This window comes from Hydrobacter penzbergensis (genome assembly GCF_900106985.1).
GTDB classification, from domain to species: domain Bacteria; phylum Bacteroidota; class Bacteroidia; order Chitinophagales; family Chitinophagaceae; genus Sediminibacterium; species Sediminibacterium magnilacihabitans.
Genome location: NZ_FNNO01000003.1, coordinates 1 through 25,402, shown reverse-complemented (window position 1 = coordinate 25,402; position 25,402 = coordinate 1). Strand labels below are relative to the sequence as shown.

The 25,402-nt window shown below is 43.7% G+C and carries 26 protein-coding genes and 2 tRNA genes; 11 read left to right on the top strand and 17 right to left on the bottom strand.

All coding sequences use genetic code 11. From position 1 onward, the window contains the following. Window positions 1–52: 52 nt before the first annotated feature. A complete protein-coding gene (locus tag BLU98_RS04645) occupies window positions 53–2,860 on the bottom strand; it encodes a M16 family metallopeptidase (protein ID WP_092722517.1) in 2,808 nt (935 codons plus the stop codon). Window positions 2,861–2,917: 57 nt separating this feature from the next. Further along, a complete protein-coding gene (gene pyrF, locus BLU98_RS04640; RefSeq protein ID WP_092722515.1) occupies window positions 2,918–3,730 on the bottom strand; it encodes an orotidine-5'-phosphate decarboxylase in 813 nt (270 codons plus the stop codon). A 57-nt stretch (window positions 3,731–3,787) separates the two neighbouring features. Between pyrF and BLU98_RS04635 the strand changes: the two genes are divergently transcribed. Continuing rightward, window positions 3,788–4,873, top strand: a complete 1,086-nt coding sequence (locus BLU98_RS04635) for a tryptophan 2,3-dioxygenase family protein (RefSeq protein ID WP_092722513.1) — start codon at window positions 3,788–3,790, stop codon at window positions 4,871–4,873. On the opposite strand, the gene rocD is transcribed toward BLU98_RS04635, so the two are convergent. After that, complete coding sequence (rocD, locus tag BLU98_RS04630) at window positions 4,836–6,074, bottom strand: ornithine--oxo-acid transaminase (protein ID WP_092722511.1); 1,239 nt, start codon at window positions 6,072–6,074, stop codon at window positions 4,836–4,838. The two genes, BLU98_RS04635 and rocD, sit on opposite strands and share 38 nt — an antisense overlap. A gap of 235 nt (window positions 6,075–6,309) precedes the next feature. On the opposite strand from rocD, the gene BLU98_RS04625 reads away from it, so the two are divergent. From BLU98_RS04625 to BLU98_RS04600, 6 genes are all read left to right on the top strand, one after another. Further along, window positions 6,310–7,443 (top strand): serine hydrolase domain-containing protein, encoded by a 1,134-nt coding sequence (locus BLU98_RS04625; protein ID WP_092722508.1) that lies wholly within the window; start codon window positions 6,310–6,312, stop codon window positions 7,441–7,443. A 32-nt stretch (window positions 7,444–7,475) separates the two neighbouring features. Further along, a complete protein-coding gene (locus BLU98_RS04620; RefSeq protein ID WP_092722506.1) occupies window positions 7,476–8,504 on the top strand; it encodes a glycosyltransferase family 2 protein in 1,029 nt (342 codons plus the stop codon). A gap of 41 nt (window positions 8,505–8,545) precedes the next feature. Then, window positions 8,546–8,749: a hypothetical protein gene (locus BLU98_RS04615; protein WP_026770336.1), complete on the top strand. Its 204-nt coding sequence runs from the start codon at window positions 8,546–8,548 to the stop codon at window positions 8,747–8,749. Window positions 8,750–8,834: 85 nt separating this feature from the next. Continuing rightward, window positions 8,835–8,907: transfer RNA gene (locus BLU98_RS04610), tRNA-Gly, on the top strand. Between the two features lie 36 nt (window positions 8,908–8,943). Next, window positions 8,944–9,029, top strand: a tRNA-Leu gene (locus BLU98_RS04605). 231 nt (window positions 9,030–9,260) lie between these two features. After that, window positions 9,261–9,536: a hypothetical protein gene (locus BLU98_RS04600; RefSeq protein ID WP_092722504.1), complete on the top strand. Its 276-nt coding sequence runs from the start codon at window positions 9,261–9,263 to the stop codon at window positions 9,534–9,536. A 12-nt stretch (window positions 9,537–9,548) separates the two neighbouring features. Here BLU98_RS04600 and mobC read toward each other — a convergent pair whose 3' ends face one another. The 4 genes from mobC to BLU98_RS04585 form a co-directional block, all read right to left on the bottom strand. After that, a complete protein-coding gene (gene mobC, locus BLU98_RS04595) occupies window positions 9,549–11,522 on the bottom strand; it encodes a conjugal transfer protein MobC (RefSeq protein WP_092722502.1) in 1,974 nt (657 codons plus the stop codon). Window positions 11,523–11,545: 23 nt separating this feature from the next. Further along, window positions 11,546–12,772: a relaxase/mobilization nuclease domain-containing protein gene (locus tag BLU98_RS04590; RefSeq protein ID WP_092722500.1), complete on the bottom strand. Its 1,227-nt coding sequence runs from the start codon at window positions 12,770–12,772 to the stop codon at window positions 11,546–11,548. Continuing rightward, window positions 12,757–13,152, bottom strand: coding sequence for a plasmid mobilization protein (locus BLU98_RS17530; RefSeq protein ID WP_139173835.1), 396 nt, complete (start codon window positions 13,150–13,152; stop codon window positions 12,757–12,759). The genes BLU98_RS04590 and BLU98_RS17530 overlap by 16 nt, the downstream gene beginning before the upstream one ends. 217 nt (window positions 13,153–13,369) lie before the next feature. Then, window positions 13,370–14,086 (bottom strand): JAB domain-containing protein, encoded by a 717-nt coding sequence (locus BLU98_RS04585; RefSeq protein WP_257574706.1) that lies wholly within the window; start codon window positions 14,084–14,086, stop codon window positions 13,370–13,372. 6 nt (window positions 14,087–14,092) lie between these two features. Here BLU98_RS04585 and BLU98_RS04580 point away from each other — a divergent pair, with 6 nt between their 5' ends. After that, a complete protein-coding gene (locus tag BLU98_RS04580) occupies window positions 14,093–15,088 on the top strand; it encodes a hypothetical protein (protein ID WP_092722498.1) in 996 nt (331 codons plus the stop codon). Window positions 15,089–15,262: 174 nt separating this feature from the next. Here BLU98_RS04580 and BLU98_RS04575 read toward each other — a convergent pair whose 3' ends face one another. Both BLU98_RS04575 and BLU98_RS04570 read right to left on the bottom strand, forming a co-directional pair. After that, window positions 15,263–15,655, bottom strand: a complete 393-nt coding sequence (locus BLU98_RS04575) for a single-stranded DNA-binding protein (protein WP_092722496.1) — start codon at window positions 15,653–15,655, stop codon at window positions 15,263–15,265. Between the two features lie 39 nt (window positions 15,656–15,694). After that, on the bottom strand, window positions 15,695–15,907 hold the full coding sequence (locus tag BLU98_RS04570; protein WP_139173834.1) for a hypothetical protein: 213 nt from the start codon (window positions 15,905–15,907) through the stop codon (window positions 15,695–15,697). 147 nt (window positions 15,908–16,054) lie between these two features. On the opposite strand from BLU98_RS04570, the gene BLU98_RS17705 reads away from it, so the two are divergent. Beyond that, window positions 16,055–16,186 (top strand): hypothetical protein, encoded by a 132-nt coding sequence (locus BLU98_RS17705; RefSeq protein ID WP_257574705.1) that lies wholly within the window; start codon window positions 16,055–16,057, stop codon window positions 16,184–16,186. Between the two features lie 63 nt (window positions 16,187–16,249). Here BLU98_RS17705 and BLU98_RS04565 read toward each other — a convergent pair whose 3' ends face one another. The 7 genes from BLU98_RS04565 to BLU98_RS04530 all read right to left on the bottom strand — a co-directional run bounded on the left by BLU98_RS04565 (window position 16,250) and on the right by BLU98_RS04530 (window position 20,650). Beyond that, the gene (locus BLU98_RS04565) at window positions 16,250–16,828 is read right to left on the bottom strand and encodes a hypothetical protein (RefSeq protein WP_092722492.1); all 579 of its coding nucleotides are present in this window, start codon (window positions 16,826–16,828) and stop codon (window positions 16,250–16,252) included. A 23-nt stretch (window positions 16,829–16,851) separates the two neighbouring features. Next, window positions 16,852–17,181 carry a single-stranded DNA-binding protein gene (locus tag BLU98_RS04560; protein ID WP_092722490.1) on the bottom strand — a complete coding sequence of 110 codons (330 nt, stop codon included), beginning with the start codon at window positions 17,179–17,181 and terminating at the stop codon, window positions 16,852–16,854. 532 nt (window positions 17,182–17,713) lie between these two features. Beyond that, on the bottom strand, window positions 17,714–18,235 hold the full coding sequence (locus BLU98_RS04550) for a DinB family protein (RefSeq protein WP_092722486.1): 522 nt from the start codon (window positions 18,233–18,235) through the stop codon (window positions 17,714–17,716). A 62-nt stretch (window positions 18,236–18,297) separates the two neighbouring features. Continuing rightward, window positions 18,298–18,675, bottom strand: a complete 378-nt coding sequence (locus BLU98_RS04545) for a VOC family protein (RefSeq protein ID WP_092722484.1) — start codon at window positions 18,673–18,675, stop codon at window positions 18,298–18,300. 47 nt (window positions 18,676–18,722) lie between these two features. Further along, window positions 18,723–19,268, bottom strand: a complete 546-nt coding sequence (locus tag BLU98_RS17700) for a hypothetical protein (protein ID WP_092722482.1) — start codon at window positions 19,266–19,268, stop codon at window positions 18,723–18,725. Beyond that, window positions 19,268–19,918 (bottom strand): hypothetical protein, encoded by a 651-nt coding sequence (locus BLU98_RS04535; RefSeq protein WP_092722480.1) that lies wholly within the window; start codon window positions 19,916–19,918, stop codon window positions 19,268–19,270. Before BLU98_RS04535 ends, BLU98_RS17700 begins: the two co-directional genes overlap by 1 nt. Before the next feature lie 120 nt (window positions 19,919–20,038). After that, window positions 20,039–20,650 carry a M15 family metallopeptidase gene (locus tag BLU98_RS04530; RefSeq protein ID WP_092722478.1) on the bottom strand — a complete coding sequence of 204 codons (612 nt, stop codon included), beginning with the start codon at window positions 20,648–20,650 and terminating at the stop codon, window positions 20,039–20,041. Window positions 20,651–21,441: 791 nt separating this feature from the next. On the opposite strand from BLU98_RS04530, the gene BLU98_RS04525 reads away from it, so the two are divergent. Beyond that, window positions 21,442–23,727: a KAP family P-loop NTPase fold protein gene (locus tag BLU98_RS04525; protein WP_257574704.1), complete on the top strand. Its 2,286-nt coding sequence runs from the start codon at window positions 21,442–21,444 to the stop codon at window positions 23,725–23,727. A 30-nt stretch (window positions 23,728–23,757) separates the two neighbouring features. Next, window positions 23,758–24,201: a hypothetical protein gene (locus BLU98_RS04520; protein ID WP_092722474.1), complete on the top strand. Its 444-nt coding sequence runs from the start codon at window positions 23,758–23,760 to the stop codon at window positions 24,199–24,201. A 20-nt stretch (window positions 24,202–24,221) separates the two neighbouring features. Here BLU98_RS04520 and BLU98_RS04515 read toward each other — a convergent pair whose 3' ends face one another. Next, on the bottom strand, window positions 24,222–25,301 hold the full coding sequence (locus tag BLU98_RS04515) for a helix-hairpin-helix domain-containing protein (protein WP_092722471.1): 1,080 nt from the start codon (window positions 25,299–25,301) through the stop codon (window positions 24,222–24,224). Window positions 25,302–25,402: the final 101 nt, after the last annotated feature.

Here is a 25,402-nt window from a genome sequence, read left to right as displayed (position 1 = left end):
ACTCGCTTCGCTCGCTCAGGGTGACGTTGCTCGGGATGACGATCAGGCATTTTTATTTATCTTCAGGCAGTAAGACAAATTTGGCCATATTGGCTTCATTGAAATATTGATTCGCAAGTTCTTTCGTACGCTCCACGGTAATTTTCTTAACGAGTTGCGGCGCTTCCAGTATTTTTTCAGGATTTTGCTTGCGGAAGATATGCTGTTCCAGTTTGTAACGCCAGTAACTGTTTTCCTTGAACTCGGTTTCGAGGCCGCGGGTTTGTTCGGCTATCACTTTTTCAATGTTCACGGGGGCGATGCCGTTGGACTTGGTATGATTTATTTCATCCATGGTTAGTCCTATCAGCTTGTCTACGTTTTCGGGTGCGCAACCAAACTGTATGCCGATGCTGTAATTGTTTACCGGCTCCCTGCTCAATCCGCCCGAAACGCTTACGCCGTACACGCCGCCGGCGTCTTCACGAAGCACTTCTCTCAAACGGATGCCCAATGCTTTACACAACTGGCCAATTTGCAGTTCGTCGAGGTCGTTGAAAGCAGCACTGTTGCCGGTGAAATACAGCCGTACGCTGGCTTTGCTTTCTTTTCCTTTCTTCACCACTTTGTTGATGACGCCTTGCGGATAACGCAGGCCCACGTCTTTCCAACTGTCTTGTTTGCCGGTGGACGGGAGAGAGGCAATATATTTTTCAACCAGCGGCCTGATGCTGTCCAGCGTGAAATTGCCTACAAACGTAAACAGGAATTGTCCGCCGTTAGAGAACCTTTCTTTATAAATATTAAATGCACGGTCAAGTTCCAGTTGTTTCACTGCTTCCAGCGTAACAGGTTTGCGCCTCGGGTGATAATTACCCATTACATAGCCCACTGTATCGCCAAATACACTGGCCGGGTTTTTATCCTTATTCGCCAACTGTACCTGCATCTGCTGCTGTACTACTTTGAACATGCTGCTGTCTTTACGCGGCGCTACAAAATAGCCGTATAACAACTGCATGGCCGTTTCCAGGTCTTTCATGGTGCTGCTGCCATTCATGCCCTGCATATAATTGCTCATGGAAGGCGCTACAGTGCAGTTCTTTCCCGCCATTTCTTTTTGCAGGCTTTGTATATCCAGGTTGCCCATGCCGCCTGTGAGTGCGATCAATGAGGCGTTGGATGCATTCATGTAGTCGGCATCGCTGTAAAGTGAAGTGCCGCCCCAACTGATGGCCGAGAATTGGATATCGTCGTTTTTGAATGTGGTGGGTTTGAGCACAACATGTGCACCGTTCGATAAAGTCCATTCAGTAGTACCAATAGATTCGTATTGTTTCTCGGCTGTTATTTTACCCGGAATGGGTGAAACCGGCAACAACGGACCTGTTGCCATTTTATCTTCATACTTTTTTAACGAGCCCAAAGGTTTGTTCAGTATATCCAATGCAGCCGTACTGCTGATCAGGTTGTTTTTTTCTTTTTCGGGTGCAGTAACGATAATAGAACGATCGGTCTTTTTGATCCACCGGCTAATCAGGCTGTTGACTTCCTGCAGGGTGATGGTAGGCAGGAATTTCTGGTACAATCCATATTCGTATTCAATACCGGGAATGGATTCCTGTTTTAAATAGTTACGTACCAGTTCCTGCAGCAATTCCGCCGATTTGGTCTTGTTGCGTTCTTTATACAGGTTCTCTATGTACGACATGCTGGATTTAACGGCGCGGTCCAGTTCGCTTTGTACAAAACCGTATTGCCTTACCCTTTCATTCTCTGTTACGAGGGTTTCGATGGAAGCGGCAATGTCTTTACCTGTTTTGGCTACGGCCAGCAAACTGAATGCATCTTTATCGCCAATGAAACTACCATAGCTACTGCTTCCGAAAAGGAAGGGCGCATCGGGCTTTTGTGCAATTTCATCCAGCCTGCTGCTCATCATTTGATTGAACAGTCCGCGTACAATAGACGCACGGTACCCGCTCTCTGTTTTGGCGGCAGGTATTTCCGGTTGGGTATAATAAATCTGCACCACATTATAAGGCTGCTCCGGATCGGTAAGGATGGATACCCTGGTTTCTGTATGAGATGGAATGCTGAATTTTTTCCTTGGTTTGGGATTGACAGCCCTGGGTATTTTCGCGAAATGCTCTTTGATCATCCGCTCTGTTTCCGCTACATCCACATCACCCACTACAATCACTGCTTGCAGATCGGGGCGATACCAGTCTTTATAAAAACTGGTGAGTGTATTGTAATGCGCTGTATCGATATTTTCTTTGGTGCCAATGGGCAGGCGCTTGGCATACTGCGATCCCTTTAACATGACCGGGAAATATTTATCACGGAGCCTGGCATCGGCGCCGCGACCCAGTCGCCATTCCTCTACGATCACACCGCGCTCTTTGTCTATTTCAACGGGCTCGAAGCTGACCAGGTGTGCCCAGTCTTCCAGTATCTGCAAAGCCTGGCGGTATACAGTAGGACTATCCGTAGGCACCTGTAGTTCATATACCGTTTCATCGAAACTGGTGTAGGCATTCAGGTCGGCGCCGAAATTCACGCCGCTTTTTTCAAGAAAGTCTACCAGCTCTTGTTTTTTGAAATGTCTTGTACCATTGAAACACATGTGTTCAACGAAGTGCGCAAGACCTACCTGTTTATCGCTCTCCAGTGTAGAACCGGCATTGACTACCAGTCTCAGTTCCGCCCTGTTTTTGGGTTCCTGGTTTTTACGGATATAATAAGTGAGGCCATTGGAAAGCTTGCCTATTTTAACTTCCGGCGAAACCGGCAGCACTTTGTCTTTTACTGTTTTGTTTTGTGCGGTCAGTTGTACAACAACCAGCAGAAGAACGAACAGCATCTTTGTCCTTTGCATAGAATACCTGATTTAACGTTAAAACTGGGCCGTTAAGATAGGCAAAATAAATGAGGCTCAGACTTCGAGGTACTGCTTCATTTCAGCGGCATAAGTGGCTGCAATGGTAGCGGCTTCTTCGGCAAAATTTTCTTTGCTGCTGGCGAAGATGATGGCGCGGCTGGCATTGACCAGCAAACCACAGTCTTTGTTCAATCCATACTGCGACACTTCTTCGAGACTGCCGCCCTGGAAACCAACACCCGGTACCAGCAGGAAATGATCAGGTATGATGGTGCGTATGTGTTGCAGGTCGCTGGCGCGGGTAGCGCCTACCACGAACATCAGGTTGTTGGGTGTACCCCAGGAAACTGTTTTTTCCAGTACCTGTTCGTACAGCATTTTTTCGCTAGAAGCCAGGGAGAGTTTTTGGAAATCAAGACTGCCTGCATTGGAAGTGAGGCCCAGTACAATGGTCCATTTGTTATCGTATTCCAGGAAAGGACGCACACTGTCTTCACCCATGTAAGGCGCTACCGTTACTGCATCGAAAGGCAGCACTTCAAAAAAGGTCTTGGCGTATTGCGAAGAAGTATTGCCAATATCGCCTCGTTTGGCATCGGCTATCTTGAAATGGGTGGAAGGAATATAGTGCACGGTTTTTTCCAGGGCTTCCCAACCCTTCAAACCCTGTGATTCATAAAAAGCAGTGTTGATCTTGTAACTCACACAATATTCCAGGGTAGCATCGATGATGGCTTTGTTGAAGGTAAATACGGCATCGGGGTGTGATTGCAGGTGGGGTGGAATTTTGGTGATGTCGGTATCCAGTCCCACCGTTAAATAAGATTTCTTTTGCCGTATTTGTGCTACCAGTTCTGTGCGTGTCATAGATTGCAAAGATAATGGTAAACAAAGCTTTTCTTTGCTGAAAGAACGATGCTTGTTATGAAAAAGGAACCCCTGTATTATGGCAGTTACCTGCACCTGGAAAAGATATTGGATGGCCAGCACCCGGTGAGTTTTGAAGAAGGCCATGCGCCTGCACACGATGAAATGCTCTTCATCATCATACACCAGGCTTATGAACTATGGTTCAAACAGATACTGTTCGAGCTGGATTATGTGATGCATATATTTTCACAGGAAAAGATCAATGATAACTCCGAGGATATGAACCTGGTCTGTCACCGCCTGCACCGGGTCATCCGCATACTGGAACTGCTGAACCAGCAGATCACCATCCTCAATACCATGACCCCGCTCGATTTCCTGGAGTTCCGTAACCTGCTCACGCCTTCATCCGGCTTCCAGAGTGCGCAGTTCAGGCTGATTGAGGCGAGATTGGGATTGCAGATCGATCAACGGCATCAGAAAGAGTATTACAAACGTACCAATGAAGGCGGGTTTACCCGGAATGATTATGAACGTATCACAGCCGTAGAAACAGAAAAGAACCTGTTGCAACTGGTGAACGACTGGCTGGAGCGCATGCCTTTCTTTGATACAGAATTATGGCATCAATATAAACCGGCAACAACGAACAATACTACGGATCATCCTTTCTGGAATGATTACCGTGCTGTTTACCTGCAAGGCTTAACAGAACGTGAGCAGGCCAAGATATTTGATTTCGATTATGTCTTTTTTGAAAAAGCGCACGTCGATTATACTCCGGAGCAACTGGAAACACTGCGGAGTAATTTTTCACCCAAAGCCATGCGGGCTGCTTTGTTCATCATGCTGTACCGCGATTTTCCGGTATTCCAAACATCTTACCAACTGCTTGATGCTTTGATTGAAATTGATCACCTGCTCAGCAACTGGCGCCACAAGCACCTCATCATGGTGCGCCGTATGATTGGCATGCGGGTAGGCACGGGCAATACTTCCGGAGCAGGTTATTTGGAAGGAGCATTGAGCAAACATTATGTGTACCGCGATTTATCGGGCCTTGCTACTTACCTGATCGAAAGAAAAAACCTGCCCAAGCTGCCTATTGAGCTAATGAAGAAGCTAGGCTTTCACCGATGATGTCCACGCACTCCAGTATTTGTTCACGATTGATAAGCAACGGAGGAGCGAAACGGATCTTATCGCCATGTGTGGGTTTGGCCAGCAATCCTTTTTCTTTCAATGCCAGGCAAAGCTCCCATGCAGCATCAGCATTGGCGTGATCGATAACGATGGCATTGAGCAGGCCTTTGCCACGGATGGTGTGGATATAGGGAGAAGATAACTTTGCCAGTTCGCTGCGCATCAATTCACCCATGACCGCTGCATTTTCAGCCATCTGTTCATCTTTCAATACTCTAAGCGCTTCCATGGCCACGGCACAGGCCAGCGGATTGCCGCCATAAGTAGAACCATGCTCACCGGGTTGGATGTTGAGCATCACTTCATCATCGGCGAGTACGGCAGATACGGGTAACATACCTCCACTGAGGGCTTTGCCGAGGATGAGTATATCGGGACGAACATTTTCATGATCGCAGGCCAGCATTTTACCTGTGCGTGCCAGTCCGGTCTGGATCTCATCTGCAATGAACAGCACATTGTAATGCGAACAGAGTTCGCGCACTTTTTGCAAATAGCCATCGTCAGGCACTACCACGCCAGCTTCGCCCTGTATGGGTTCTACCATAAAGGCTGCTACATTTTTATCCTGCAATGCTTTTTCCAGTGCAATGGTATCGTTGTAAGGAATGATCTCAAATCCCGGCATATAAGGACCAAAACCTTTGTAACTGCTGGGGTCGGTAGAGGAGGAGATGGCAGCGAGTGTTCTTCCCCAAAAATTGCCTTCCGCAAAAATGATCTTTGCATGGTTCTCTGCAACACCTTTACGGGTATAAGCCCACCTCCTGGCCAGCTTGATGGCTGTTTCACCGCCTTCTACGCCTGTATTCATTGGCAGCACTTTATCGTAACCAAAATAAGCAGTGATGAATTGCGCATATTCACCCAATAAGTTGTTGTGAAAGGCACGCGATGTGAGCGTAAGCTTCTGCGCCTGTTCAATGAGGGCGCGAACGATTCGGGGATGACAGTGACCCTGGTTAACGGCCGAATAACCGCTCAGGAAATCGTAATAACGTTTACCGTCTACATCCCAGAGAAAAACACCTTCTCCTTTTTCGAGCACAACGGGGAGGGGATGGTAATTATGTGCGCCGTATTTTTCTTCCAGCTGTAAATACGCGCTGGCTGATCCGGATAAAGTAAGTAGTGACATGGTTGTATTGTATGTGATCGGCTTCACCTGAAAAGCATCAACGCCTGTTCAAATGAAAATGATAAAATGAATTGAAAAGATTGCAATGAAACAAATGCACCTGCGCAGCAGTATTCTATTGAGCTGGATGGTCTAAAAAATCAAGATTGAGGTGCAAGAATCGCATAATAGGGTTTCTGCATGCAAGATACGACAAGGATGCGGTAAAAGGAATAAAAATTTGTATTTTCAGAATATGAAAAAAATACTCAAACGTATTGTTTTGTCGTTGTTTGGGCTGATTGCCATTTTCTCTGCTTATGCCTGGATCAGTGGCAAGACTTATCTCTTCAAAGCAGTATGGTACAATTTCGCCAATATCGACGATTATAAAATATTCTCCAATACGACTGTTGGTACCGGCATACCGCAACCCTGGCACAATGCAGTCAATTACAATAAGATCAGTTATCCCGATAGTCTCAATCAACTCCTGGAAGACCTGGGCTCTGTTGGTTTGTTACTCATCAGGAATGATTCGGTGGCTTTTGAAAAATATTGGGATGGTTATAGCGACAGCTCTTTATCGGGTTCTTTCTCCATGGCCAAAAGCATTACGAGTTTATTGATAGGGGTGGCATTAAAAGAAGGGGCGATCAAATCATTGCAGGAGCCAGTTGGCCATTACCTGCCGGAGTTCAACACAGGAATCAAAGCCCGGGTAAAGATCATCGACCTGCTTACCATGAGCAGCGGCTCTGATTTTGATGAATCGTACTGGAATCCTTTGTCTGTTACAACTGACTTGTATTATGGAAGCGATGCCTACAAAACTGCAGTCAATGTAAAAATGGTACAGGAGCCGGGCACATTGCACCGGTATAAAAGTGGTGATACTCAATTGCTGGGATTGGTACTGGAAAAAGCAACCGGGCAGTCGTTGGGTAGTTATGCTGCTGTTAAATTATGGCAGCCGCTGGGCGCGGAACATCCGGCATTGTGGAGCACGGATCATGAGAACGGACATGCCAAAGCCTATTGTTGTTTCAATTCCAATACACGTGATTTTGCGCGTATTGGCCAATTGATGTTAGACAGTGGCAAGTGGAAGGGCGTGCGCATTATCGACAGCGATTATTATGCTGCATCCATCAAAGCCTGTGGTATCACCGATACCCGCGGCAAGCCCTGTGATTATTATGGTTACCAGTGGTGGATCGATCCGTTGCATCCGGATATATTTTATGCAAGGGGCATCCTGGGGCAATACATCATTGTGATCCCTTCAAAAAAGACCATCATCGTAAGACTGGGTAAAATGACGTCGATGACAAGAGAACACACAGTGCCGAAAGAAGTACGGTGGCTGATTAACTGGGGACTTTCCTGAATGCCTTATTTTCGCACAAAATCACCTGATCGTTGAATCCGAGTGTAGCAGTCGTTATCCTGAATTATAATGGCAGGCATTACCTGGAGCAGTTCCTGCCTTCTGTGCTGGCTTCCACATATCCTGCATTGAAAGTGGTGGTGGCTGATAATGCTTCTACCGATGATTCGCTAGCGTTTTTGCAACAGTCTTTCCCGGGCGTGGAAGCGCTTACACATGATACCAATGAAGGTTTTGCCGGCGGTTACAACTGGGCCCTGCGCCTGGTGAAGGCCGACTATTATGTGTTGCTTAATTCCGATGTGTGTGTGACGCCCGGTTGGATTGAACCGGTGATCGGTGTCATGGAAAGCGGTGCAAAGATTGCGGCTTGTCAGCCGAAATTATTGTCATACAAAGAACCGGGTATGTTTGAATACGCGGGTGCGGCCGGCGGATGGATCGATTCGTTGGGTTATCCTTTTTCGCGTGGCCGTATCTTCGATGTTTGTGAGCCCGATGAGCAGCAATACAATGATACGATCCCGATTTTCTGGGCATCGGGAGCAGCTATGTTCATACGAGCGGAACTTTATCACGCCATGGGCGGACTCGACGCTTCATTTTTTGCGCACCAGGAAGAGATTGATCTCTGTTGGCGCCTGCAACTGGCCGGGTATAAGATCATGTCGTGCCCTGCTTCGGTGGTATACCATGTAGGGGCCGGCACTTTGCCGCGCGGAGGAAGAAAGGTTTTTTTGAATTTCCGTAATAACCTGTTGATGTTGCACAAGAACCTGCCCTGGAATGAGAAATTATGGAAACTGCCTTTGCGGCTGGTGCTCGATGGCATATCGGCGATAAAGGGATTGTTGCAGGGTGATGTGGATTTTTTTACGGCTATTTTCAAGGCGCATTTTGCTGTGCACGGACTTTGGCTGAAAAGGGGTGGGATACGTAGAAGCGAGCAGCGGCGGCCTTTGCGTGGGTTAGACGGTGTATATGGAGGTACGATTGTGTGGCAATATTTTGTGAAGCGGAAAACCCGTTTCCGGGATATTATTCAAAAGAAGGTTTTATAATTTGTGAAGCCCGCCTTATTTTTGCAAGGCAATCAGAAAATATGTCAAACGAAACGAACAACGTAGGAGAAAAAGATTTTACCAAAAACTGGGTAAATTCATCAAGGTTTCTGTTTTATCTGCAGGTATTTTGCATGCTGGCATTTGTTTTAGGCGGATGTTATCGTTTGTATCACCAGCGTTATAAAGGCAAGCCCGATATAGAGATCCAGGGAAGTTCCAAGTACACACCGGAGTACAAATAAACACCGGGAGACTGCAAGAAAAATTTGGCTGTTAATCGCAGAATCCTATTTTTGCACTCCCAATTTAGTTCTTAAACAAACAATCGCGGAAGTAGCTCATTTGGTAGAGCACGACCTTGCCAAGGTCGGGGTGGCCGGTTCGAGCCCGGTCTTCCGCTCTAGTCCCGCCTCGAGCGGGATTTTTTTTGTAGTCTGCCCCGGTGGTGGAACTGGTAGACACGCAGGACTTAAAATCCTGTTCGCCGAAACGCGAGTACGGGTTCGATTCCCGTCTGGGGCACTTGATTACCAATCTGTTACAAAGACTCACTTCGGTGGGTCTTTGTTTTTTAGAGGGATTTGCAGGTCATTTGCAGGTGACGCTAAAACGGCTTCGTTTTTTTTGCAAAATTGAGAGGAATGTAAAAGAGCTTTTAATTGATATTACTTCTTAAAACTACGATATCTGTCCAACATTCGCTTCTAAAAATTCTTAACTTACGTCCTATCGATACACCAAAAAGAAGGTAAAATGGACAAGTTAAAAGCAATTAAAGAATTCATACCTGAGAATGAAACGGAAAGATGGTGGGTGGAAAACTACAATAGCCTGTCAAAATTCATTTCTGAGAAAACCAAGGGTGGATTCAATACAAAGGAAGAAAGACTGGCAGTATTGAAAGATTTGAAGCAAACAGATCTGTCGTTAATGAATCTGTATATCCAGGCATTGCTAAGAGAAGATTACGAGACATGCGATGTAGCTAAACTACTATTAGAAGAAAGAGGCTTTACGGTTCCCAACTGATTGAAATTTCTGCTATAATTCGTCGATTTCTTCTTCCAGCATTCTAAGCCGGTACATTTCCTGGTCAACCAGCATTTGTATGTCGTGCTTGATCTGATAGTAGTTATCCATAATTTTCTGTTCGGCTATTTCTTTGACCACTGGCAGATCGACAAACGTTTTCATTTCTATGTTCATTGCATCGCTGTCGTTGATTACTTCTGCATGGAACATTTTCAATTTAATTTTCTCATCGGGGTTGTCCGCTACCATACCGACAAACTCCCCGGATGAAAGCGCGGAAATTTTAGAAGCAGGTATGGCATAGTCCAACTGCATCGATTTGCTGATTGATGTATCCATCCGATTGATGGAAATACTCTGCCGTTCCTGCATGATTTTGCCGAACCTTTCTGATAGAGATTTGGCGCTGTCTCCCATCACCTGGCCGCTGATGATATTGCCGCAGATATTGGTAATCACATCCGCCTGTTCTTTGCCATAGTCCTTGCGAAGCTGACTGAAGTCCTGCATGCCCAAAAACGTAGCGACCTTGTTGCTTCTGGCTGTTGCGATAAGAGCATCCATGCTGTTGAAGTAAATGGTCGGGAACTCATCGAACACCAAAGCGCATTTTTGCTTACCCTTCTGGTTCACCAGCTTTACCAGCCGTGATATGTACAGCGATAAAACTGCTCCGTAGATTGCCTGCTTTTCGGGGTTATTTCCCAAACAGATAATTTTCGGCTTTTCAGGATCATTAATGTCTAGCGTAAAGTCATTGCCGGAGAGCGTCCAGTATAGTTGAGGAGACGAGAGTTTGGCCATACCCACTTTGGCCGACGCTACCTGACCATTTAGTTGTGGACTCGTTCCATCTTTTAAGGATTGAGCGAAGTCGCTGATATAGGCCTGGACTTCTGGCTGTGTTTGCAACACAGGAAACAGCTCATCGTAGTCAACCTGCATCATTTCTATCGCATGAGGAAGCGTACAAAATTCACCATTGCTGTATTTGCGTAAGTACCAGATAATTGCTGTCAGAAAGTTGATAGCTGATTGCACAAAAAAATCGGACTGCTTTTTTATCCATTCTCTGTTCAAGCCGATCAGTACCGAACTGGCAGATTCCACCGCATCAGAAATGTCTTTCATACTCGCCGGATAAAGCGGATTACATTGATTTGAAAGTTCGGGATAATCTAAATTGATCGAATAAAAAGAAGGCTCATGGCCGTATTTATTCAAATTTGCCAGCATCCAGTTATAGGCTGGTTTAGAAAGATCATCGTATTTGAAGTCATAAATCAACATAGCATACCCTTTCTCGATAAGTTGTCTGATCGCCGGTAAGAGAACAAACCATGATTTACCGGAACCGGGTCTGCCTACCACCAAGGTTCCTGAAAAGGGATTGGGCAGGCAGATGTAGCTGTCCCGTGTTCTATCCTTCAAACGATATTTGCCGCGAAAGTGAATGGAAAAATCATTCTCGATTAATTTCTCCTGTTGTGGGAAAGTTTCATTGAATTCATTAAATACGTCTTTGTGCATCTTATCCTGTATCAAACGGCTTAACAGGTTACCGCCCGATAAAACAAACAGGTAGCCTGTTGACGCTACTAAAACGTAGGATATGGTGAGCATCTGTTCGTCCGCTTGGAGCGACATGATTATATTGCTCACAAAAAACAATATGAAGCCTATGGCAATTAATAACAGGATGACTTTAGGCTGCAATTCCATTTTCTTCTTTCCTCTTGCGCCAAGTAGTGAGATTGCTAGTAGACCAAGCGAAATGAGTTTTGACCGGTTAAAGTCAACGAATAGCCCCGTATGGGTAGTATTGCTTAATACCCTATCTGTGATATCGCTGCGCACCCCCCATAGTTTAAAGGTCGAGTAGCAATAGAAATAAAAATGCAGGAATAGCATAAAAAGGCTCGTGAACCTTATCAAGTCAAGAATCTTCCGTAGCCCCATCTCATTTTCGCCAGTCGTTGACATAGTAACCTTTTTTGATTTTGAATTTATAGTACGAGTAATCGACCTTTTTTCTTCCGCTTTTTCTTCCGCAGTTGTCCAGGTGTATAGCTATATTCTTCGTGGGGTGTCATGATGACGTCCAGAAGGACTAATGATTTGCTTTGCTCCGTTGACTGCGATTCGTTTGTTTGTGTTAATTGATTTGTCGGTATCTGACTGAATACAACTAGTTGTTCTTGCAGATGTGCCGCACTATACGATTTGCCGAGATTACTGCCATTGAATACGCATTTGTTGTTGCAGTCAACGAAAGTGACCCCATAAGTTCTTCCCTCTCCATTTTCACGTAAAACAGTTTTAATATTTTTCTGATCAAGCTGGCGAATGAATGCCGCCATGTCGTGAGGGCTTTGTGCCAGTACCTGATCGATGCTATTTTTCAGCGTCATTTTAAATGCCTCTTTTAGCGATCTGTTTTTCTCAAAAAGCAATTCGAGTTTTTTGAGCGTTGGTTTGCTGTTTAATGAACTTGCTTTGATGGGGACACCAACCTTATTTCCGCTGGTATCCAGTATACGATAGACAAGCCCTTTGTGCTTAAAGATGCGGCTATCCTCGCGTCCTTTGTCTGCAACCACATTGTAGGCTTTGAGGATGGCGTTAAATTCTGGCAAGGAAGAATACAGATAAGTGTTCAGTACGGCGTTAACCACATTATTTATGCTTTTTTGGGTTTCTGTTTTGCCATAGCCTACTTTTTCCAGTTGCACCGGTACTGCTGACTGATGCAATAAGCGTCTCTGCTTTTCTGCGCTCACCAACCCATAGTTTTGTTCGATTTCTTTTCTGGCTTTTTCTGACTGGTTGCGTCCGATATTAAAGGTGTCAATCCGTTTGCCATTGGCTTGTATGGTAGTGGTGACAATGTGGATATGAGGATGACCTGCATCCGTGTGTTTATACATTAGCCAGGGCTGTGATCCAAAACCGATCTTTTCCATATAGTCGGTCGCAATATTTATCAGGCACTCATTGGACAGTTTTTCAGATGGATCGAAATTTAGGGATATGTGCAAGGTCTTGGTTGATGCCCGGCTATTTAGAGAATTTAACCGTTCAAAGCCTTCGAGTTTCTGGTAAAAGTTCATATCTGCGACGTCGCGCAGGTAGCCCGAAGCGTAAAGACATGTTGCTTTGCCTTCAGTTACCTTATTTTCGTTATAATTCAATGCTGAGATTACTCTCGCAGGGGAAGTTATTTTAGCAACCATTGTTCGTACAGTTGATTGATACGTAAACGGATGAGTTCAATACTTTGCACAATCTGTTTGTGCACGACCTTTTGTTCATGAATCCAGCTGCGGAATTCAGGAATGCGATCAAGGGTATGCAACTTGTGAACGGCCTGGTTAAAATTGTTTCCTACGCCATTCAGCTGTTTGGTGAGATCCAGCATGTCTTTTAAAAAATCATCTGCTGTCTGGTTCCGGTAACTGACAATGACTGGCTTTTGCAGTGTTACTTTGCGTAAATAGTTACTGATCGTTTTTTCAGTGCTAGCTTGTTGGAGCTTTTTAAGTTGTTCTTTTTCGGCGGCGCTAATCCTGACTTTTAGGATTAGGTGGCGCACTTCTTTCTTCTTCTCTTTCATCGCCGTTCATTTTCACTTTTCAGGTTGTATTTGCTCCCCGCACGAGTTCCGAGTGAAGGGACAAGATGCCCAAACGTGGCCACGTTTGAACATCTTGCCGTTTGCGGGAATAGGCAAACTGCTCTCTAGGAACATAAAGGTAGAAGGGGAGGGTTTTGTAAAAAAGACTAGGGCATATTCTGCCCGAGCAGAGGATAAGACTGAACAAAAAAAGGGCTTATAATAGCCCTTCGTCAGCAAAGGAATAGAACCCTTCAGTAGTGAGTATGATATGATCCACCAAACGCATGTCCAGCAGATTCGCAGCATCTTTGATCTTTTGGGTAACCTTTTTATCCGCTTCACTTGGCTCCGGATTGCCACTCGGATGATTGTGTGCGAGGATCAGGGTATTTGCGTTCATCTTCAGAGCCGCCATAAAGATTAATTTAGGGTCAACCATCGTTCCTGAAACGCCTCCTGAGGAGACTTCATAAATACCCAATACCCGGAGGCTTCTGTTCATCAAAATTACCTTGAATTGTTCTAGCAGTTCGATTCGGTTTGCATCCCAATTCTGTTTAAGAAATTCAACTACATCTATTATTTGTTTTAACTGTGGTCGTTCAGACGCTTTCATCTTTGATTTGTACACTAGTTCGACTTCGCTTACAATGTTCCAGTCGTTGCGCAATAATTTCTGTCCCATAACCTCATTTTTAAGTTTAAAATTTATTATGGAACCGTCCCCGGTTTTGGGCAACCAAGGCTGGGAAGCAACGGAATAAATCCAATAATTGACTGTGATGGGTTTGCCTTTTTTATGCCGGAATTTCCCGGCCGCTTCAGCAGCCAAATGCCGAACTTTGTGCAGGAATAAATGAAGTATTATCGTTTTAACCGTTTCATTTGTATATTTAGATACCCCCCAGTTTTTAAGAACCCAAACCTCCATCTAACTATGACTACTTTTCAGGGAGCGGTACGCACATTTGGTGCAGCCGTCAAGCGCATGGAAAGAGAGCAGCAAAGGCAAAACCGGGCAACTGCCAGAGCCTTTAAACAGTATCAGAAAGAAGCGGCTATTGCCAGTGCAGCGGAAGCTGCCGAGAAATATAATAATTACATGGATATGTTACAATCCTTGCACAAGGATGCTTCCGAATGGTTGGATTGGGAGGCGATACGAGCAGAGCATGCTCCCTCAATCCCAATCCCTACACATGACCAGGAAGAAGTGGCCAGGGCAAAACTGGACAGTTTTCAGCCGGGATTTCTCGATAAATTGTTCGGTTTGACAAAAGGCAAAATAAGAAGACTTGAAAATGCCGTCAGTGATGCGAGACTAAGAGATCAAGCAAATCATTCAACGCGAATGGAAGCGTACCAAAAAGACTACACAGAATGGGAGCAAATGCAAGCTTTTGCAAAAGGTGTCTTGGCTAAGGAGGTCAAGCAATACAAAGAGGTGTTAAGTTATTTTAACCCCTTCAGCGATGTGAGTGGTCTCGGGTCGGAAATACGGGGTAATATTTCTGAAGATTATGCCGAACTAAATCTAGTGGTAAAATCTGATGAAGTCATTCCAAAATATGCTTTGACGCAGACAAGCACTGGCAAACTTTCACAAAAGAATTTGCCGGTATCTCGTTTTAATGAAATCTACCAGGATTATATCTGTAGCTGCGTATTAAAAGTAGCGCGGGAAGCCTGTGCCCTGCTGCCGATAAAATTTGTCGTTGTCAATGCCGTCGGTGAACTGGTGAATTCCACTAATGGCAGGCTGGAAGAACAAGCCATTTTATCTGCTTTAATTTATCCTGAGACACTCGACAAGATCAATTTTGATCAGATCGACCCGTCCGATTGTATGCGGAATTTCAAACATAATATGAAATTCAAAAAGACAGAGGGCTTTTCATCTGTAGAAAAAATAAATCCAGAATCGATTTTGTAAGTCGGTTTTTATCCTAAATATGACTAAATAAATACATATAGTTGCACCCTATTTAACTGGTCGGGCAAAATATGGGGCGGCAGCTTCCTGACGTTGAAAAAAAGACCATTGACAGCCAATCTTTTGAATATAATAATGGCAGACGGGATACCCGCCTGCCATATCGGAATGAATTTAGAATGGTAAATCGTCCAGTGGTTCAGTCAATTCTCCTGCAATCACCGGTGCGAAGGTTTCAACAGGTTTTGCTGTAGGTTTATTCCCACCATGCAGTTTGATGTTGTTAACATGAAAGGTGAGCGAGGCTTTGGCCTCTCCCTGGAGAGTGTTGTACGCATTTACACCTATACGCCCATATAATTCAACCAATGTGCCTTTGGTCAAATACTGTGCGATTCCGGGATTGACCCAATAGGCGCATTGTACATAGTTTGTGGTCTTAATGAGCTGATCCGACCCTTTTGGTTTGTAGCTGTCGTTAATGGCCACATTGAAGTTGACTACCTGCTTTTCGTTTTTTGTCGTTTTTACAACGGCATCCGCTGTAATTCTCGCGATGATTTCCATGGCTTTTGTTTTTAATTATGAATAAAAAGTAGTTATTGGCTAATGCGAAGCAAATAGGGCTAAATCCTTTGCTTCAATTTTGTTCGGCGTGTTGCGGTTGCTGTGGCGTTTTACGAGGTAATAAATGGTAATATCCTCGTTTAACAGGATCGCCCAAGCCGCCTGTAAGGCCCGTGCCCTTGAAATGTGTTTTTTACGCTGTACTTCCCATGACAACTGCATGAGGTAAGAGAGTCGAGTGGTGTGTTTCATAACATGGTTGTTTACGTTTTAAAATATCACTTGGCATGAGCCTCGTTCGTTCTTATCGTAGCAACCTGACCTTGAAACAGGATCTCGCGAAAAGCAAGGTTTTTGGGATAAAAATTTCCGACCGTGGAATAAAAAGCGCAGTAGTTTATGCCGCGAAATGCGGAAAAGCGCGAGCGATTTTTATTTCAAAACCCAGAGGCCAGCCGGAATGAAATGCAGGTGCAGACCTTGCTTTCCGCAGAGCCTGTCAAGAACTTCGCGAAGGAAAAAGATGAATGAAGGGAAAAATGGCTGCGAAAAGGACTACGGTACAAGGGTGCGACGCAACGAAGATGCCCCTTGTTACGAACGCCAGCCACCCGCCTGCAAGGTATGGCCGAACATGATGAACCTGATCCTTGCTTCAGGGGAAGCATTGGTAAAAACGGATACCATCGCAATGTTCAGTTTCCTATTGTACTGGTCGAACCAGATTTTGAAAGCGGATTTTGATTTCAATCTGCAACACTCGTTAAAATCTTGTAGCTGCTGCTCGGACAAAATAATCTCATCATCATAGACGACGATGTATCTCCAGTCGTAACCCTTCCATTTGATGTACCGTTCGGCGACTTCTTTGCGTATGTCCATCTGTCTTTGGCCGGCAAAACCTCTTGGTTTGATCTCCACCAGAAAAGCCTCGCCGGTCATTTTATGGCGGATCAGGAAGTCAGGGACGTAATAGGTATAATTACTCCTTAGATGTTCGGTCGGTTCGAGTGTTGAACGATCATAGTAGATCACCACACGCTCGCGCAGGAATTCGTAATCTTCGATGATGGAGATGGCGTATTTGAGTTCGGTCAAGGAATCGAAGCGGCAGCCCCAGTTGGAGATTTTCTGAGACCGGGTATAAGTGAATGCCGGTTGTTGTGTTTTCATGGTTGATGTATGTATGGCGAAGGTTAGCGGTCAAGGTTCAGGAGTTGGGATGCCCTTACTTCCGCGAAATGTTGTGTATGTCCAGAATCGTCCTGGTAGGTCCGGTGGCGGATCTGTCCCTGTACGAGTATGTGGCTTCCTTTGATGAAATTTCCAGGGCATAGTTCAGCGAGTTTGTTCCAGACAATGATATTGTGCCAGGTGGTCTTTTTTAGTACAGTGCCGGACTTACTTCGGCGATAGTAATCTGTTGCCATCCTGAAACGGGCAAGCTTAGCGCCATTCACAGCCGTCCTAAGGACCGGATCAGCCCCCAGATAACCGATTAACTGGATGTTGTTTTGTGTTTTCATGAGATTTGATTTGATGACACAAAGCTCATCAGGAGTGACGGAAGAGAGAAGTTTTAAACGTATCCGTTTCGTTTAATAAACGTTTCACACGGATAATTTTTGGGTATATTTAGGCTATGAATAGCCCGGAAGAAAAGCGATGTCTTTATTGCGAAAAGCTGCTATCTGATAAAATGCGCAGGGATGCCAAGTTTTGCAACACCTATTGCAGGACTGCTTTTAATAATAGGCGGCGGTCCGGTGTCAACCCCGACATCGTCAATATTGACAAGGTGCTGCATCGCAATTTCGAATTGCTGCAAAATGCGCTTAAGAATAAAGAATATGCGTACGTAGATAGAGACAGATTGCGAGGAAAGGGCTTCAACTTCGATTATTTTACGCAGGCGAAGGGCGAATTCCGTTACTGCTATACGCTTTGCTATAAACTCACTGATGATGGTAAAATCAAAGTCAGCAGAGGATTTGACTCTATTGTGAAGAAATTTGAGTAAGCGGAGGATGGATGTACTTCGGTATCCAGCAAATATGATTACTGGTAGGTGTTTTTCTGAACCTGGTCGACATTGTAGCTGAGTGCTGACAACTGCTTCAGGTGTCTTTCTGCATGCATAATTAGAAAGTGAATCCATTCGGTGCCAGTCATCAGGCCGATGGCGGGGTGGGGGTATAATGTATACAACCGATTCATGTCCTGCTTCAGAGACATTTGCACAATCAGGCGGCGTTGGTTCAATATGCGGTCGGCCATTGCTCCGGCATCTTTGGCCGTTTCAGTGGGGAGGATGAAGGCAGGTGCATTGAATTTGCGGGTTTGGTCACTGAGCCCAGCGAAACGGCGGGTGTGGTCAATAGGAGGACGATCCAAGGGCGCGGTCGGACCCTGCAATAAGTCCGTCAAGCGGATATCCAAGAGTAACAAATGTTCCGTCACTTCGCCTGCGGTCCAACCACCCTCAGGCGGTCTGCAGTTAAAGGCCTCGTAGCTGAAAGGGGTAATGGCCTTCATCAGCTGCGTCGTGTTCTTGCTCAGTGCACCGCTTAGATCATTCATGGTTGCAATATAAGTTGTTTCGGGAAGCTTTGCCTAGTCACGGCATCTTTTAGAAAGGCTCATTATTTCTGGAACGTTGCCCTTAGCCATTGCGGGGATTCATCCGTAGGGATGTTAATTTTAACCAAATATCCGCTAGGATCTCGAAATGAAATGGTTTTCATTCCAAGATGTGATTTTTTTGGCCCATCAAAAGGGATATTTTTATTAATCAATCTTGACATGATTTCTTCAAGGTCATCACAAAGAAAACTAATAAATACCGTCCCTTGTGGGACGTGCAGCGAAAAATTTAGATCAAGCTCATTTACTCCAGGTTTCAAGACTTTCAATTCATTTTGGCTCACGGACAATTCAAATCCTAAAACAGACTTATAAAATTCCTCACTTTCTGAGGGTTCGTTTACTCCAAATTCAATTTCCTGAATACGTATTCTCATCAGATAATAGTTTTAGTTGCCTAGCGTGTCAAAAGTAAAGCTCTTTTCTACACCTTTTGGATTGGGTACACAAATCTGATGTATAAATAGAAGAATGCCAGAGAGATTAATAGAATAAATAAACCAACCACAGATGAATGCAATCGAATCCCGTCCTTAGACACTTCTAATTGGTTTTCTGAAAGTTTTTCCCCGGTTTTAAGGGAGTGATAGAATTGAGCGCCTGCAAACCACACACCTGCAATTACCAGTCCAATGGCGACGAAAAAAATAATCTTATTTGCTATCAATTGCCAATAGAATACGTTATTAGCTTGATGAAATTCATTCTTTTTGTATGTGTAATAGGCAACGAGCGATTTGTTGTACGCCTCTTTTACTGAATCATTCATGGGTTCGGAAGGAATCGTTGGCATGCTGTCAGCACCCGCGTCATAGGATGTGTATCGTTTTAAAAAATCCTTTGTTTTCGACTCTTTATTCTGAGGATTGGTATTTTGATAGGCGTTCGCAACTACAGGCATGCAGAAAAGCACACACAGTATTAATAGTATCGAACTCGTCTTTGTATTAGCTACGGTGCGTATGCTCATTACTTTGTAGTTAAAAAGATCAGGAATTGCAACCTTTTATCTATTCGTTCGAAAATGGATATATCCTTTTCTGCTTTAACAAGATCATCCCAATCAGACGGAGATAATAATTTTCGTAAGGGGTCTTGAAGCTCGTTATTTAGTTTTGTCGTGTATTTACTTAGTGTTGAGTTCTGTTGAGGCGCCTGAGGATAACTGATATCGACGTTGCTGCCGGGGTCGTCTGCGGCACCTTCCATTGACATAGTTTGGTAAGTACGTATTTGACTTGTCCCATCATTATATAGTATGTGGACTGAATTATTGGATAGCATTTTTATTCTTTGAACTCTCCTTGAATTATCTTGGGTGGGTTTGGTAAAATCATAATTCGAGAGTAATAAAGAAGCTTTCTGTCCTATGTCTATTTTTTTTGCGATGAATGAATCCAGCTGGGATCTTTCAATTCGAATATTAATCGTGGTGTCTTTTTGTGCGAACAAACTAACGTCCCTGTGGACATCAGCCGACCTTGCGATAGAAGTTGCATATGGCTTCCTAGTGGTATCTACATGCGTTACCCCTAATGCAGTGGCCGGTGTCAATCTTTGTATTTGCGAAAACGACTCTGTTTTTATAAATAAAGCCAATAATACAAATAGGTATTTCATAACAATGTTTTTTATTGAGTGAATCTGAATTGCCTGTTATCTATTCTCTCAGTCTATTTTAGACTGAAGCTCTTCTGTCATACAGCGCCTATTTGGGGAAATTGCCAGTAGCAGTCCCTGTTATGCCAGTACCGATCCGGCTTCGAAACGTTGCCGTATTGCAGCAATTTCATCGGTGGATGTCCTGTACTGATAGTGCGGATAATCTTTAAACCTTCGCCATTCGCCGCCCCATTCAATCTCGGATAAATGAGGCAAGGTCAATTCAGCAATTTCCTGGTATTTTGTGTCATCCTCAATGTAAAGTCCGCTTTCTTCAAAGAGACCGATATCCCAAGCCAGTCCAAAATTGTGGTTGCTTTGACCACCTTTCGCATTCGTGACAATGGGTAGATTGGGAATTGTCCGGCCTTGTGCGTAAAGTTTGTCTTGTTCCTGGTAAGTCCTTGTTCCGGAGATTATTTTAACAATCGAATCATAATTTCCGACACTAGCCAGAAACCTTCTTGCAATTCGTTGAACAGGAAGGAGCAGGGTAGTAATATTTTGCTCGCTTCTTTCATCGAATTTTCCCATTTCATCCGCAATAGAACTGCTCATCTGGCGAAATGTTTTGTCCGCTTTATCTGAAAGAGGCCCCCAGATGCCGTCAAGTTTACCCATATATAGGTTATTCGATTGTAAAAACCTTTGATAAAAAAGTATGTCGCTTTTCATTGCATTGTAACTCATAGTTTAGAAATTTTAAGTGAGAGAATAAGAAGGAGCGTCTATATGTGCTAGGATATTTGTGCTTTCCATGTTTTCAAGCCAACAATCCAAATAGGTACTTCATAGCTATATTTTAAATGAATGAATCTGAATTGCTTGTCGGCGATTTTGCGCACGGATATTAGACGAAGCTCTTTTATTATATACTCCTATTTCTGGGAATTACTAGTATCCGCTCCTGTTATACTTGACCACATTTTTGAGCGACGCGAATTATATAGCTGATCGATCGATTTAATCTTTACATAGGGGTGAAATGTGCCTCGCTCAAGTTTCTGATGGAATCTGGAATGAAAGTAGGGATAAAGGAGGCCCTACGCAAGGGTGAAATCACCTATTTTTCGAAGTGTTTTCATCGGGACGTATTTGCAGGCGGTGGAAATTTTAGGGTTTATTCCTCTAAAGAATTAGGACGTAAACACATTTATGTATATATTTCTTATATGAAAACCAGGGCTTTGAGAAAACTTAAAATATTTACTGAGGTCAAGTGGGTCGTTGCTACTCTTTTTATTTATATCATCTTTCATAAACCCATTGAACATTTATTAAGTCAATATGTTGTCACATCACTATTATCAACAGTCGAGTCAACATGGGTCAATGACTCGGTATTTTTTATAACCGCGGCCTTTATAATATCCCGAATTTTTACCAGGAGCATCTTTCCGATATCTCGCCTATTTTGGACACTATCTGTTCTGATTTGCATTTTATATCTGTATTATAGAATAATGGATAATGAGTTCATTATGACTGATTTTTCCTTCGCCCCATGGCTGAAATATGCTGATATTCTTTTACTGTTTGTTGGCATAGGGTTATACCGATCTTTAAAAGGAAGCAAGTCGTCAGAATATAAACGTGATAAGCAAGCATTTGATGATGATAGTTCGATTGGTTGTGATGGAGCAGACTTGCTTGGATATATGCCTTACGCGAATAACCTGGCTAAAAAAATTTTATGCAGTGATTTCGGGAAATCATTCGCCATCGGTATTAATGGCAAATGGGGGCTAGGCAAAACCTCGTTTGTTGATTTACTAAAACGAAGTATTGGAAATCGTAACGAAGTTATCTCAATTGATTTTAATCCGTGGAATAGTCAAACGCCCCAGGCCATAATAAAGGATTTTTTTAATACAATTGAAGAAAGGATTCGGGAGGAAGACCCTGAAATATCCAATCAACTGGTCAACTACGCGAACAAATTGATGGCGATAAATGACAGTCGATTTTCTAAAACGCTTCAGTCTTCGGTTTCTTTATTGTTTGGCTATGATTCGCTTAATAGCTTACATAAAACAATTAATGATTCTCTGGAAAAGTTGGGAAAGAAAATAGTTGTGTATATTGACGACATTGACCGACTGGATAAGAATGAGATCGTCGAAGTAATCCGGTTGATTAGAAACACTGCTGACTTCTTTAATACTTGCTTTATTGTATGCTATGATAAACAATATATAACGGAAGCATTGAAGGATCAGAACCCGTATAATCATGGTCAATTTCTCGAAAAAATATTTCAGATAGAGATTACTTTACCACATTTCAAAAAGGAGGTGCTGCGAAAAGTACTGAGTGAAAAATTAAAGAAATTTCTTCCAGAAGGCGTGCATAATGAAATTGATCATGCTCTCTATGGAGGTGCGCTTGTTGCGCCAGCGCAGATATTGGATTGGCTCGATTCGATTCGGGATGTCACCCGTCTATCAAACGCGATTTTGCTAAATCTTACTCCGTTGTTGGGTGAAGTAGATGTCAGGGATTTTATTAATCTGGAACTACTGCATTTGAAATATCCGGGCGTATATCAACTTTTATTCAGAGATAGGCAGACTTTTTTTCAAGTGGTGATAGACCAGGGAGGGAATATCAGAAAGTACGGGCTTATAGCTGCTAAGGATTTGCGGATTCATGAAGGGTTTTCTGAAAAGGAGAAAAATGAAAAATACCTAAAAGTATTCCTCAGTAAAAATTGGGAGGAAATGCATCTTCCTCAAAATGAAGTTGACAAAGTCTTCACCTTTATTCAGGACATCTTTCAGGATGCGGTTGGGTACCATTACCCGAAGGGGCGCTTTATGTCGGTGGTAAACGTTGATAAATTTGATCGATATTTCTCTTATAGCCTTTCTGATGAAGACTTGTCGGACATTGAGTTCAAGGAATCTCTTACTTTGGAACAATCAGCGTTAAAGCGCAAAATTGATCAATGGGTGACGAATGGGCTAGGCGAACAACTGCAAGATCGATTTAAAGAAATTAAGCAGTTTCGTAGTCTGGAGGAGTTTGAAAAAGTTATTCGAGCTATATTTTATTTGGCTAATAGACCATCTGGGGGAAATCGTTATCAACATACCATTGGATACGATGGAGATAGATTGATAGAAATGATAGGCGGCTACCAAAACAATTCTGGAGTATTGTATGCTAATGCTGGAGGCAAGGACGCTTTAGGGCGATTTATTAAGCAAGTCTTTGAAGAGGCAGATATGCCATTTTACTATGAGTCACAGTTTGTCAGGTTGGCTAATCGGACCTTAGTGGATGGTGCTATATTCCCTTTAACCAGAGATGAGTTGAAGCAAATTTCCATAGGGTATCTTGAAAAATATTATAAAGAGTATCAGAAAATTGACCAGCGATTGCTCGATTTGTTTTGGGATTGTGAGCAAACAAAGTTTCTTTCGTCAGGAAACGGTGGTTACAGCGATGAAAAATACTACCCTGATGATATTTGTTCAATAATGAGGGAGATCATTAATAAGGAACTTAATGAATTTATTTATTTAATGATTGATGCTGAACCTTTGAATCAGGAAACTTTTGCAATATCTGGGGGCGTGACCATAATTTTTGGTAGCTGGGAGAAATTCAAGGAGTACATAAATGGTGAAAAAGATACCAAATGGAGCTATCTGAAAGAGTTCAAGGAATTATTTACTGCATTGGAAGCTACAGGATTTAAAAAATATATAAATTTTAAGTTTTACACTATACCGATTGACAATAAGCTTCGTAGGAAGCAGTGAATTGTGATTTGATTATAAAATGCGCCGCTGATGGAATATAAGGATGCTTATCAAATATTTAGTGGATTTGTTCCTGGTGCTATAATAGACGAGCATGAATTCAACAAATTACAAACTCAGTTTAAGGCTGATTTTCTTTTGTCAAAAAAATTTTTTGACCGAGTTGATAAGCATTGTCATTCCGATTCATTATGGGGTGATTTAATGAAGGAATTGAGCGATTATTTGCTTGCTATACAGCGTCGAGAAGAAATGATCGATATAGATTCAGTTGCGAAAGTTGTGGGAAATGTTCCATCGAAAGTAGAGGAAATATGGTTGTCGGATAAGAGCTTAAAAACACCGTATAATGCAATAGAAAGCTATTGTGAATTGCGAAAGAAGAATTTTACCTTGATAGCTATCCATGTCGCAGAATTTCGTTCCTTATCGGAATTGTTTGAATGGGCTCGAAGGAGAGCACGATCTTCTTAAGTAGTGTTACACGTTGCTTCTTACTTGAAATTTCTGCCACCAAAGAATATATTTTGTGGAGTAGTATCAGGGTGTGATGAAACCGAGAGTCCGTAGTTGTGGCTGGGAGTAAGCCTTTTTAGCAAGCGCGACAAGTTGTGGCATTTTTCTACTACGATATGAATCACCAAGCCTTCTATTTGGAGTTTGCCTTCCAGCAGGATGAGGCGGGAGCTGAGGATTTCGTTGCGGTATTGCTGGGAGACGCTTTCCCAGATGACGGCGTTGGCGTTGCCGGTTTCGTCTTCGATCGTCATAAAAAGAACACCCTTGGCGGTGCCAGGGTGCTGGCGGACCAGGACTAGGCCCGCCACTTTTACGCGGTCGCCGTTGCGTAACCTGGAAAGGTCGGCGGTGGTGGTGACATGCAATTGGTCGAGTTGGGGGCGGAGGAACCTGACAGGGTGGGCTTTGAGTGACAGGCCCGTGGTGGCGTAATCTTCGACCACATGTTCTGAGAGTTGCATGAAGGGTAGTTCGATCTGTTTTTCATTTGCAGCCGCGGGAGCGGGGTGGCCCTTATATAATTCGATGGGATTGTCTTTAGTGGATACTTCCCAAAGTGCTTGGCGGCGATCCAAACCGATGGAGCGAAAGGCGTCGGCGTCGGCCAGTTTGATCAGTACTTTGTCTGATAAGCCAGTGTCGCGGAGTGCGTTGATTGACGTGTAAGGTTGGTGACGGTTGTTGATTACCAACTGCATGTCTTCTTCGCGGATGCCTTTGATCTGGCGGAAGCCCAAACGTAATGCACAGTACTTTCCTGCTTTTTCTTCGAGGGTGTTGTCCCAATCAGAATGATTGATGTCGATGGGGCGAACCTCTACGCCATGCTTACGGGCATCGATGATGATCTGTGCGGGCTGGTAAAAACCCATGGGCCAGGAATTCAGCAAGGCGCAGGCGAACACATCGGGATAGAAGCATTTGAGCCAACTGGATATATAGACCAGCAGCGCAAAGCTGGAGGCATGGCTTTCGGGGAAGCCATAAGAGCCGAAGCCCTCCAATTGTTTGAAGACCCTTGCAGCATAATCGGCTGTATAGCCCCGCTCCATCATGCCTTTTATAATGTACCCTATATGTAGGACAGATAATGTGTTCAACTAAGATATAAAAGACCTACTAATACTACTATTACCTTTCTTTTCTTTTTTTGCTT